At 68.3% G+C, this 11610-nt stretch carries 12 protein-coding genes; 10 read left to right on the forward strand and 2 right to left on the reverse strand.

Going from position 1 to position 11610, the window contains the following annotated elements; translation table 11 throughout:
- Positions 1-59 precede the first annotated feature (59 nt).
- Complete coding sequence (locus QTI51_RS28955; RefSeq protein ID WP_286516952.1) at positions 60-1598, reverse strand: UxaA family hydrolase; 1539 nt, start codon at positions 1596-1598, stop codon at positions 60-62.
- A 72-nt stretch (positions 1599-1670) separates the two neighbouring features.
- A complete protein-coding gene (locus QTI51_RS28960) occupies positions 1671-2402 on the reverse strand; it encodes a FadR/GntR family transcriptional regulator (RefSeq protein ID WP_286516951.1) in 732 nt (243 codons plus the stop codon).
- 166 nt (positions 2403-2568) lie between these two features.
- On the opposite strand from QTI51_RS28960, the gene QTI51_RS28965 reads away from it, so the two are divergent.
- The 10 genes from QTI51_RS28965 to QTI51_RS29010 all read left to right on the forward strand — a co-directional run bounded on the left by QTI51_RS28965 (position 2569) and on the right by QTI51_RS29010 (position 11593).
- A complete protein-coding gene (locus QTI51_RS28965; protein ID WP_286516950.1) occupies positions 2569-3303 on the forward strand; it encodes an SDR family oxidoreductase in 735 nt (244 codons plus the stop codon).
- Positions 3300-4049, forward strand: coding sequence for an SDR family NAD(P)-dependent oxidoreductase (locus tag QTI51_RS28970; RefSeq protein WP_286516949.1), 750 nt, complete (start codon positions 3300-3302; stop codon positions 4047-4049). Before QTI51_RS28965 ends, QTI51_RS28970 begins: the two co-directional genes overlap by 4 nt.
- A 27-nt stretch (positions 4050-4076) precedes the next feature.
- Positions 4077-4925 (forward strand): fumarylacetoacetate hydrolase family protein, encoded by an 849-nt coding sequence (locus QTI51_RS28975; RefSeq protein WP_116910688.1) that lies wholly within the window; start codon positions 4077-4079, stop codon positions 4923-4925.
- Positions 4926-5069: 144 nt separating this feature from the next.
- Complete coding sequence (locus QTI51_RS28980; protein WP_286516947.1) at positions 5070-5852, forward strand: GntR family transcriptional regulator; 783 nt, start codon at positions 5070-5072, stop codon at positions 5850-5852.
- A gap of 25 nt (positions 5853-5877) precedes the next feature.
- Entirely contained in the window at positions 5878-7080 is a 1203-nt protein-coding gene (locus QTI51_RS28985) for an ABC transporter substrate-binding protein (RefSeq protein ID WP_286516946.1), read from the forward strand.
- A 122-nt stretch (positions 7081-7202) separates the two neighbouring features.
- Positions 7203-8075 (forward strand): branched-chain amino acid ABC transporter permease, encoded by an 873-nt coding sequence (locus QTI51_RS28990; protein ID WP_286516945.1) that lies wholly within the window; start codon positions 7203-7205, stop codon positions 8073-8075.
- Between the two features lie 8 nt (positions 8076-8083).
- Positions 8084-9088 carry a branched-chain amino acid ABC transporter permease gene (locus tag QTI51_RS28995; RefSeq protein WP_286516944.1) on the forward strand — a complete coding sequence of 335 codons (1005 nt, stop codon included), beginning with the start codon at positions 8084-8086 and terminating at the stop codon, positions 9086-9088.
- Positions 9081-9851 carry an ABC transporter ATP-binding protein gene (locus QTI51_RS29000; protein ID WP_286516943.1) on the forward strand — a complete coding sequence of 257 codons (771 nt, stop codon included), beginning with the start codon at positions 9081-9083 and terminating at the stop codon, positions 9849-9851. The genes QTI51_RS28995 and QTI51_RS29000 overlap by 8 nt, the downstream gene beginning before the upstream one ends.
- Positions 9848-10558: an ABC transporter ATP-binding protein gene (locus QTI51_RS29005; RefSeq protein WP_286516942.1), complete on the forward strand. Its 711-nt coding sequence runs from the start codon at positions 9848-9850 to the stop codon at positions 10556-10558. The genes QTI51_RS29000 and QTI51_RS29005 overlap by 4 nt, the downstream gene beginning before the upstream one ends.
- 69 nt (positions 10559-10627) lie before the next feature.
- Positions 10628-11593, forward strand: coding sequence for a tripartite tricarboxylate transporter substrate binding protein (locus tag QTI51_RS29010; protein WP_116910817.1), 966 nt, complete (start codon positions 10628-10630; stop codon positions 11591-11593).
- Positions 11594-11610 lie beyond the last annotated feature (17 nt).

Raw genomic sequence — 11610 nt, forward strand, 5'->3', positions numbered from 1 at the left:
CCTTGTCGGTTGCCGGTTGCCGGTTGCCGGTTGCTGGTTGCTGGTTGCTGGTTCGGCGGCTACATCACCGCGCCCACCTGCCACGGCACGAACTCGTTCTGCCCGTAGCCGTGCTGTTCGCTCTTCGAATGCGCGCCCGAGGCCGTCGCCAGCACCAGCTCGAAGATGCGCTGGCCCATCTCCTGGATGGAGGCCGTGCCGTCCACGATCTCGCCGCAATTGATGTCCATGTCTTCTTCCTGCCGCTGCCACAGCGCCGAGTTGGTCGCCAGCTTGAGCGAGGGCGAAGGCGCGCAGCCGTAGGCCGAGCCGCGCCCCGTGGTGAAGCAGATGAGGTTGGCGCCGCCGGCCACCTGGCCCGTGGCGCTCACCGGGTCGTAGCCCGGCGTGTCCATGTAGACGAAGCCGTGCGTCGTCACGGGCTCGGCGTATTCGTACACCGCCTCCAGGTTGCTGGTGCCGCCCTTGGCGACCGCGCCCAGCGACTTCTCCAGGATGGTGGTGAGCCCGCCGGCCTTGTTGCCGGGCGAGGGGTTGTTGTTCATCTCGCCCTGGTTGATCTCGGTGTAGTGCTCCCACCACTTGATGCGGTCCACCAGTTTCTGGCCCACCTCGCGCTTCACTGCGCGGCGCGTGAGCAGGTGCTCGGCGCCGTACACCTCCGGCGTTTCGCTCAGGATGGCCGTGCCGCCGTGCGCCACCAGCAAATCGACGGCCGCGCCCAGCGCCGGGTTGGCGCTGATGCCCGAGTAGCCGTCGGAGCCGCCGCACTGCAGCCCGATGGTGATGTGCGCCGCGCTGCACGGCTCGCGCTTCACCGCGTTGGCGCGCGGCAGCATCTCGTTGATGAGCGCCACGCCCTTGTCCACCGTCTTGCGCGTGCCGCCCGTGTCCTGGATGTTGAAGGTGCGAAAGTTCTCGCCCTCGGCCAGGTGGCCGGTGGCCAGCCAGGCGTTGATCTGGTTGGCCTCGCAACCCAGCCCCACCACCAGCACGCCCGCGAAGTTGGGGTGCGTGGCATAGCCCGTGAGCGTGCGCTCCAGGATCTGCATGCCCATGCCCTGCGTGTCCATGCCGCAGCCCGTGCCGTGCGTGAGCGCGACGACGCCGTCGACGTTCGGGTAGTCGGCCAGCGCCTGCGGGTTGGTCTTGCGCGAGAAGTGGTCGGCAATGGCGCGCGCGGCCGTGGCCGAGCAGTTCACGCTGGTCAGCACGCCGATGTAGTTGCGCGTGGCCACGCGGCCGTCGGCGCGCTTGATGCCCATGAAGGTGGCCTCGCGTTTGGCGGGCGCGGGCTTCACGTCGGCGCCGAAGGCGTAGTCGCGCTCAAAACCTTTTGTGACGGCTCCCTTGTCGGGGCCCATGTCGAGGTTCTGCGTGTGCACGTGCTCGCCCGCCGCAATGGGCTTGCTCGCGAAGCCGATGATCTGGTTGTAGCGGCGCACCGGCTCGCCGGTGGCGATGGCGCGCATCGCGATCTTGTGGCCCGGCGGAATGAGGCCGCGCACGGCCACGCCTTCGATGGCGGTGCCGCCGAGCAGCTGGGCGCGCGCGATGACGACGTCGTCGGCGGGGTGGAGTCGGATGTAGGGGGTCATGGTGGGAATCTGCTGGCTGTACGGGTGTAGGGCTGGCTTGTCGGTGCGAACTGTCGCGCGGCCTGGACAGGCTCAGGTGGCCTTCGCGCGCCGCCAGCTCGCGCTGAATCTCTGGTGGAACTTGTCCATGTGCTGGTGCATGGCCTCGCGTGCCGCGCCGGGGTCGCGCGCGGCGATGGCGTCCAGGATGGCCTCGTGCTCGCCGATGGCGGCCTGCCACGAGCCCATGGTCTCGAAGTAGTCGATCATGCGGGCGAAGATCGGCCCGTGGCGCGACTCCCAGAAGCCCTGCACCGTCTCGGTCAGCACCACGTTGTCGCAGGCGTTGACGATGGCCAGGTGGAAGGCGCGGTCGCCTTCGTGCGGCACCTCGTTGCGCGCGGCCAGCTCGCGCATCGTGCGGATCGCGCGGCGCATGGCGTCCACGTCCTTGCGCTTGCCGTGCTGCGCGGCGGTGGCGGCGGTCTCGCCCTCGACCAGGCGGCGCGCGCGAATGATCTCCAGCGGGCCCCATTCGGCACCGGACCCGTTCGCGCCGTTCAGGCCGTTGGCCGGGGGAGCGGTGCGGTGCGACCGGTCGAGCACGTACACGCCCGAGCCGGTGCGGATCTCGACCCAGCCTTCCACCTCCAGCGCAATCAGCGCCTCGCGCACCGACGGCCGGCTCACGCCCAGCTGCTTGGCCAGGTCGCGCTCGGCGGGAATGCGCGTGCCGGCCGCGAACTCGCCCTTGCCGATGAGCACGCGCAGCTGTTCGGCAATCTGGCGGTAGAGGCGCTGGGGTTCGAGGGTCTGGATCGGCACGGCTGACGAAGAAATGGAAGGGATGGAGAAGAAGTGGGAGCGCGGGTGCGCAGGTTAAGGGTTGTCCTGAATTGGACAAGTGGTAAGGCCAATTCAGAATACGATACGCCGCCCGCGACACCATCGGGCCAAACCCGAGGAACCCGGGGAATTCGAGGAGACACCGATGAGACTGAAGGGAAAGACCGCGCTGGTCACCGCCGCAGGCCAGGGCATCGGCCACGCCAGCGTGCTCGCCATGGCCGCCGAAGGCGCCCAGGTGTTTGCCACCGACGTGAACGAGGCGCTGCTCGCGCGCTACAGCGGCGTGCCCAATGTCACCGCGCTCAAGCTCGACGTGCTCGACAAGGCCGCCATCGGCGCGCTGGTGGGCACGCTGCCGGCGCTCGACATCCTCTTCAACTGCGCGGGCGTGGTGCACAACGGCACCATCGAGCAGGCCACCGACGACGAGCTGCTGTTCGCCTTCGGCCTGAACGTGCGCGCGCAGATGTGGACCATCCAGGCCGTGTTGCCCGGCATGCTGGCGGCCGGGCGCGGCAGCATCATCAACATGGCCAGCGTGTGCTCCAGCATGAAGGGCCTGCCCAACCGCTTCGTCTACGGCACCACCAAGGCGGCCGTGCTGGGCCTCACCAAGAGCGTGGCGGCCGACTACGTGGCGCGCGGCATTCGCTGCAACGCGGTGTGCCCGGGCACGGTCGACACGCCCTCGCTGGGCGACCGCATCAACGCCAACGCCGACCCCGACGCGGCACGCAAGGCCTTCATCGCGCGTCAGCCCATGGGCCGGCTCGCGCAGGCCGAGGAAATCGCGCCGGTGGTGGTGTTCCTGGCCAGCGACGAATCGGTGTTCGCCACCGGCCAGGCCTTCACGGTCGACGGCGGCATCACCATATGAACCAGCTCGACTTCGCCGGCCGCCACGCGGTGGTCACCGGCGGCGCCACGGGGCTGGGCTTGGGCATTGCGCAGCGGCTCGTGGCCTCGGGCGGCAGCGTCACGCTGTGGGACCGCGACGAAGAGGCGGCCCTGCGCGCCGCGCAGTCGCTGGGCCCCAGGGCCTTCGCGCTGAAGGTCGACGTGGCGCAGCAGCCCTCGGTCGCCAAGGCCGTGGCCGCCACGCTGGGGCATGCGCCGCGCATCGACGCGCTGGTCAACAGCGCCGGCATCACCGGGCCCAACACCAGGCTGTGGGACTACCCGGTGGACGACTGGCGCCAGGTGATGGACGTGAACATCAACGGCGTGTTCCTGTGCTGCCGCGAGGTGGTGGCGCAGATGCGCAAGCAGGGCGGCCAGGGCCGCATCGTGAACATCGCCTCGGTGGCGGGCAAGGACGGCAACCCCAACGCCAGCGCCTACAGCGCGAGCAAGGCGGCCGTCATCGGCCTGACCAAGTCGCTGGGCAAGGAGCTGGCGGACACCGGCATCCGCGTGAACTGCGTGACGCCCGCGGCGGTGAAGACGGCCATCTTCGACCAGATGACGCCCGAGCACATCGCCTTCATGCTCTCGAAGATTCCCATGGGCCGCTTCGGCACGGTGGAGGAGGTGGCCGCGATGGTCGGCTGGCTCTGCACCGAAGACTGTTCGTTCTCCACCGGCGCGGTCTTCGACCTGTCGGGTGGACGCTCCACGTACTAATTCAATTCAATGCACTGAAAGGAAAGCATGAAACTCGTCCGCTACGGCAACCCCGGCAAGGAAAAGCCCGGCCTCATCGACGACAACGGCCAGCTGCGCGACCTGAGCGCCGTCGTCAAGGACATCGGGCCCGAGCAGCTCGGCGATGCCGCCATTGCCAAGCTGCGCAAGCAGAAGCTCGACAAGCTCCCGCTGGTGCGCGGCAAGCCGCGCTTCGGCAGCCCGGTGGCCAACGTCGGCAAGTTCATCGCCATCGGCCTGAACTACGCGGACCACGCGGCCGAGTCGGGCCTGCCGGTGCCCAAGGAGCCTGTGGTCTTCATGAAGGCCAACAGCTGCATCCAGGGCCCGAACGACCCGGTGATGCTGCCCAAGGGCTCGGTCAAGTCCGACTGGGAGGTCGAGCTGGGCGTGGTCATCGGCACGCGCGCACGCTACGTGTCGCAAAAGAGCGCGCTCGACTACGTGGCCGGCTACTGCACCATCAACGACATCAGCGAGCGCGAATACCAGATCGAGCGCGGCGGCACCTGGGACAAGGGCAAGGGCTGCGACACCTTCGGTCCCATCGGCCCCTGGCTGGTGACGCGCGACGAGATCGAGAACCCGCAGAAGCTCGCCATGTGGCTCGACCTGAACGGCCAGCGCGTGCAAACGGGCAGCACCAAGACCATGATCTTCAGCGTGGCCAAGATCGTGAGCTACGTGAGCCAGTTCATGACGCTGATGCCCGGCGACGTCATCACCACCGGCACGCCCCCGGGCGTGGGCATGGGCATGAAGCCGCCGCTGTTCCTGAAGAAGGGCGACGTGATGACGCTGGGCATCGAAGGCCTGGGCGAGCAGCGCCAGGAAGTGGTGCCCTTCAAGCTCTGACCCTCCGAGGGCTTCACGGCCTGCACGGCCTGCATAGCACCTACGGGTTTTCCAGGGGCGCCTTCGGGCGCCCCTTGTCTTGGCGCTTCAAATGTCCCATTGACAGAACATTGAAACTGCAAAAACATCAAAGGCATGTCGCAAATGCCTTTGCCGAAATACCACCAGATCTACCTGGTCCTGCGTGAGCAGTTGCACGAAGGCCGTTTCGCGGAAGGGTTGCCCGGCGAGCTCGCGCTGATGGCGCAGTTCAAGGTGGCGCGCGTCACCGTGCGCCGCGCGCTGGAGCAACTGGCCTCCGAAGGCCTCATCGAGCGCAACCCCGGGCGCCGCACGCGCGCATTGCCGCCGCCCACCGCGGGCGAAGGCCCCAGCGGCAGGAGCATGGAGCGTGCCAATCTGCGCGGCCTGCTCGAGAACCTGGTCACCATGGGCCTGCACACCTCGGTGAAGGTGATCGACGTGGCGACCATCACCGCCTCCACGCAGGTGGCCGAGGCGCTGGAGCTGAAGCTGGGCGACGCCGTGCAGAAGGCCGTGCGCGTGCGCTCCACCAAGGAAGGCCCGCTCTCGCACATCACCACCTACGTGCCCGACACCATCGCGCGGCGCTTCGGGCGGCGCGAGCTGTCGAAGAAGCCCATCCTGGTGCTGCTCGAGGAGTCGGGCGTGAAGGTGGGCCGCGCCCACCAGACCATTTCCGCGCGGCTGGCCGACAACGTGCTCGCGCAGCACCTCGATGTGTCCGTCGGCTCGGCCCTGCTCGCGGTGCGCCGCCTGATCTACGACGAGGACGAGCGGCCCGTGCAGTGGCTGCACGGCTTCTACCGCCCCGACCGCTACACCTACGAAATGCAGCTCTCCCGCGTGGGCAGCATCGACGCCAAGGTGTGGGTCAGCAAAGACGTGTCAGCCCAGTTCAACTGAAGAGAAGAAAAGGAAAAGCCTCACCATGCAGAACCGTCGCCGTTTCGTGTCGCAGTCCGCCGCCCTGGCCACCGCCGTCGCCTTCCCGCTCGTGGCCGGCGCCCAGCCCAAGGCCGTGAAGGTCGGCGTGCTGCACCCCGTGACCGGTGCGCTGGCCTATTCGGGCCAGCAGTGCCGCCTGGGTGCGCTCATGGCCATCGAGGACATCAACGCCGCCGGCGGCATCAAGTCGCTGGGCGGCGCCAGGCTCGAGGCCCTGCTGGGCGACGCGCAATCGCAGCCGCAGGCCGGCGCGGCCGAGGTCGAGAAGATGAACGAGGCCGGCGTGTCGGCCATCGTGGGCGCCTTCGCATCGGCCATCTGCCTGGCCACCACGCAGGCCGCGGCCAAGTACAACCTGCCGCACGTGGTCGACGTGGGCGTGGCCGACCAGATCGTCGAGCGCGGCCTGAAGAACACCTTTCGCTTCGGCCCCGGCTACAAGAAGTCGACCGAGGTGGCCATGGCCAACCTGCTGGTGCTGAACAAGGCCGCCGGCAGCCCCGCGAAGACGGTGATGATCATCCACGAGGAGTCGCTCTTCGGTGCCGGCACCGCGCAGCTGCTGTCGCGCGAACTGCCCGGCTACGGCTTCGACGTGAAGGAGGTGGTGAAGCACGCCAACCCCACGCGCGACTTCAACAACATCGTGCTGCGCATGAAGTCGGTCAACCCCGACATCGTGATTCCGGCCAACTACTACAACGAGTACGCGCTGCTGGTGCGCACCATGCAGCAGCAGAAGGTGGTGCCCAAGGCCATCTTCTCGGTGCTGGGCGGCGCCGCGTCGAGCTACAAGTTCGTGAAGGAGTTTCCGGAGGCGGCCAACGGCATCATCGACTGCAACCACTGGTTCAACCCGAAGGACAAGCGCTCGCAGGAGCTGCGCAAGCGCGTGGAGGCCAAGGGCCAGTTCTTCAGCTACGAGGTCTTCATGACCTACACCTCGATGTGGCTGCTGGCCGATGCCATCGAGCGCGCCAAGTCCACGGAGCGCGCCGCCATCATCGACGCGCTGGAGAAGAGCACCTTCTTGAATCACATCATGCCGTACGGCCCCACCAGGTTCGTCAACGGGCAGAACGAAGGCGCGCAGCCTTTGATGACGCAGGTGGTGAAGAACGACATCAAGGTCATCATCCCGCGCGACTACCGCGAGGTGGACCCCGTCTTCCCGCTCAAGGCCTGAGCAGCGGCCAGGCGACACCCATGAAGCGCTTCCACGGACTCCGGGCATGCACGGGGTCCGGTGGAGCGGCACGCCTCTAGAACACGCACCACGAGACAAGCAGCCAAGCACGCGCCAGCCACATGCCAGACATCAACATCCTCTTCCCCTCGGTCCTCAACGGACTGACGACAGGCGCCGTGTACGCCCTGATCGCGGTGGGGCTCACGCTCATCTACGGCGTGCTGCACATCATCAACTTCGCCCACGGCGCCTGCCTGATGCTGGCCCTGTACGCCGTGTACTTCCTGAAGGAGCGCTGGGGCATCGACCCCTACATGGCCCTGCCCATCGCCATCGCGGGCATGTTCGCGCTCGGCTACGCGCTGCAGCGCATCGTCATCAACCGCGCGGGCCACGGCAAGGACGAGAACATCCTGCTCGCCACGCTCGGCATCGCCATCATCATGGAGAACCTCGCGCTGCTGTTCTTCAAGTCGGACACGCGCAGCATCGACACCGCCTACTCGCTGAGCACCGTGGCCATCGGCCCCGCCATGATCGCCGTGCCCAAGCTCGTCGCCTTCGCCGGCGCGCTGGTGGTGTCTGGCATTCTTTTCTGGATCATGGGCCGCACCGACCTGGGCCGCGCCATTCGCGCCGTCGCCAAGGAGAAGGAGGGCGCCAAGCTCATGGGCATCGACGTCGACCACGTCTACGCCATGAGCTTCGGCATCGGCCTGGCGTGCCTGGGTGCCGCGGCCTGCTTCCTGCTGCCCGCGTACTACGTCAACCCGCAGGTGGGCGGCGGCTTCGTGCTGGTGGCCTTCACCATCGTCGTGCTCGGCGGCATGGGCAGCTTCGTGGGCGCGCTTATCGGCGGCTTCCTGGTGGGCGTGGTCGAGTCGCTCGGTGGGCTGTACCTGGGCGAGTCGCTCGGGCAGATCGGCATCTTCGCGATCTTCATCGGCGTGGTGCTGTTCCGCCCGCAGGGCATGTTCGGAGCCAAGGCATGAAGGCGGAAATGAAGGTCGGAACGAACCCGGGAACGAACTCGGGATACGGGCAACTCGCCGCCATCGCGCTCTTCGCCGTGGTCATCGGCTGCGTGCCGCTGGTCACCAAGTCGGGCGTCATGCTGAACTTCGTGATGATGGCGCTGTACGCCACGCTCATCGCGCAGGCCTGGAACATCCTCGGCGGCTTCGGCGGGCAGTTCTCCTTCGGGCATGCGCTGTTCTTCGGCACCGGTGCGTACATCCAGGCCATCGCGCAGCTGCAGGGCGGCATCAACGCCTGGGTCGCGCTGCCGCTGGCGGTGGCGGGCGCCGCGGCGGTCGGCCTTTTCGTGGGCGCGCTCACCTTCCGCTACGGCCTGAAGGGCTCGTACTTCGCGCTCGTCACGCTGGCCTTCGCGGAGGTGTTCCGCATCGTCGCGACCTCGGTGCCGTTCACCGGCGGCGGTGTCGGCCTGATGGTGCCGCTGCGCGAGTCGGTGGGCAACATGCAGTTCGCGTCGCGCGCGGGCTACCTGTGGGTGGTGCTGGCGATGGTGGTCGTGGCGCTGCTGGTGACCTGGTGGCTGCGCAACGGCCGCTTCGGCGCCTACCTGCAGGCGGTGCGCGACAACGAGGACGCCGCGCGCGCCGTGGGCGTGAACCCGTTCCGGGTCAAGCTCGCGGCCATCGGCCTGTCGGCGGCCTTCATGGGCGCGGCCGGGGCTTTCTACGTGCAGGTGTTCCAGTACATCGACGCGGGCATCGCCTACGGCTCGGTCACCTCGGTGGAGGCGCTGGTCGCGGCCATCGTGGGCGGCATGGGCACGCTGTGGGGCCCGGTGCTGGGCGCGGCCGTGCTGCACCTGCTGTCGGACTTCACGCGCAACCTGTTCGGCGAGCTGCCGGGCATCAACATGGTCATCTACGGCACGGTGCTCGTGCTCATCGTGATCTTCCTGCCGCGCGGCGTGGCGGGCCTGGGCCTGTCGGTGCGGCAGCTGTGGAAGGCGAAGGGAGGCCGCAATGACTGAGCCCCTGTTGAAACTCGAGGGCGTCTCGCGCTCCTTCGGCGGCCTGAAGGCCGTGCAGAACGTGAGCCTGGCCGTGAAGCAGGGCAGCCTCACGGCGCTCATCGGCCCCAACGGCGCGGGCAAGACCACGCTGTTCGCGCTGATGTCGGGCTTTCTGAAGCCCGACGCCGGCAGCGTGCGCTTCGCGGGGCAGGACATCACCGGCCACGAGCCGCACCGCAACGCCGTGCTCGGCATGACGCGCACCTTCCAGATCGTGAAGCCCTTCGCCGCACAGACCGTGCGCGAGAACATCGCCGTGGGCGCGCACCTGCATGTGCGCAACCGCGCCGAGGCCTTGCGCAACGCCGAGGCCGTCGCGCAGCGCGTGGGCCTGGCGCCGCAGCTGGACAAGCCCGCCTCCGACCTCACCGTGGCCGGGCGCAAGCGCCTCGAACTCGCCCGCGCGCTCGCCACGCGGCCCCGCCTGCTGCTGCTCGACGAAGTGCTCGCAGGCCTCAACCCGCAGGAGATCGCCGAGATGATGCCGGTGGTGCGCGGCATTGCCGACAGCGGCGTGACCGTGCTGATGATCGAACACGTGATGCAGGCAGTGATGAACCTCGCCGAGCACGTGTGGGTGCTGGCGCAGGGCCAGCTCATTGCCGAGGGCAACCCGGCGCAGGTCACGTCCGACGACCGGGTGGTCGAGGCCTACCTGGGCCACGGCACGGCGGCACGGCTGCGCAAGGCCGCCGCGGCAGGAACGGGAGCTGCGGCATGACTGCATTGCTGGACATTCAAGGCCTGCGCGGCGGCTACGGCCGCGTGGAAGTGCTGCGCGGCGTCGACCTGCAGGTCGACGCGGGCGAAATGGTCGCGCTGCTCGGCAGCAACGGCGCGGGCAAGTCCACGCTCAACAAGGTGGTGTGCGGCCTGGTGCCCGCCTGGAGCGGCACGGTGCGCTTCGACGGCAAGGACCTGAGCGGCGCGCACTACCGCGACGTGGTCAAGGCCGGCCTCATTCAGGTGCCCGAAGGGCGCAAGGTGTTCCCCAACCTCAGCGTGCTGGAGAACCTGGAGCTGGGCTCCTTCACCCGCGCCCGCGAACGGCGCGCGGCCAACGTCGAGAAGATGTTCCACATCTTCCCGCGCCTGCGCGAGCGCATGGCGCAGCACGCCGGCACCATGAGCGGCGGCGAGCAGCAGATGCTGGCCATTGCGCGCGGGCTCATGGCGGAGCCGGTGCTGCTGATCCTCGACGAGCCGTCGCTCGGCCTCTCGCCGCTGCTGGTCGAAGAGATGTTCACGCTCATTCGCGAGCTGCGCGACGGCGGCCTCGCGGTGCTGCTGGTCGAGCAGAACGTGGGCCAGTCGCTGGAGATTGCCGACCGCGCCTACGTGCTGGAGAACGGCAGCGTGCGCTTCTCGGGCAAGCCCGACGCGCTGCTGGGCAGCGACGAGCTGCGGCGCGCGTACCTCGGGCTCTGAGCGCCCGCGAAGCACCGGACCACGAAGCATGCGTCACAAGACACGAGACACACAAAGGACTTCCCCATGATCAATCGCCGCGACATCCTCATCGCGCCCCCCGCGCTGGCTGCATTGGCCTTTGCCGCCGGTGCCCGCGCGCAGATCGGCAACGCGCCTGTGCGCATCCTGGTCGGCGCGCCGGCCGGCGGCTCGACCGACACGCTGGCCCGTTCGCTGGCCGTCAGCATGGGCCCCGCGCTGGGCCGCACCGTCATCGTCGAGAACAAGCCCGGCGCCGGCGGCAACATTGCCGCCGACGCGGTCGCCAAGGCCGCGCCCGACGGCAACACGCTGCTGCTGAGCTTCACCAGCCATGCCATCAACGCCACGCTGTACCCGACGCTGCCCTTCGACCCGGTGAAGGACTTCACCGCGCTCACCTGCGTGGCCACCTCGCCGTCGATCCTGGTGGCCAGCCCGAGCCTGCCGGTGAAGGATGTGCGCGAGCTCATCGCGCTGGCCAAGGCCAAGCCGGGGCAGCTCAACTTCGCCATCGGCGCGGTGGGTTCGTCGCTGCACATGGCGGGCGAGGCCTTCAAGATGCAGTCGGGCGTGGACATCGTGAACATTCCCTACAAGGGAACCGCGCCCGCCGTGCAGGACCTGCTCGCGGGCCAGGTGCAGCTGATGTTCGCGGCCGTGGGCAACGTCAAGGCGCACATCCAGGCCGGCAAGCTCAAGGCGCTGGGCGTCACCACCGCCAGGCGCCTGCCCGCGTTTCCCGACGTGCCCGCCATCGCGGAGGCGCTGCCGGGCTACGAGTCGAGCGCGTGGTTCGGCCTGTTCGGCCCCGCGCGCCTGCCCGCCGACGTGGCACGCAAGCTGAGCGACGCGGCACGCCACGCGCTGCAGCAGCCCGACATGCTCAAGCGGCTGGAGACCGAGGGCGCGATTCCGGTGGGCAACTCGCCGGAGCAGTTCAGCGCGTTCGTGCAGAGCGAGATCCCGCGCTGGGCCAAGGTCGTCAAGTTTTCAGGAGCCAAGCCGGAATGAGCCTTTCCGCAGCAACA

Origin of the sequence: Variovorax sp. J22G73, from assembly GCF_030317035.1 — a bacterium.
Classification (GTDB): Bacteria; Pseudomonadota; Gammaproteobacteria; order Burkholderiales; family Burkholderiaceae_C; genus Variovorax.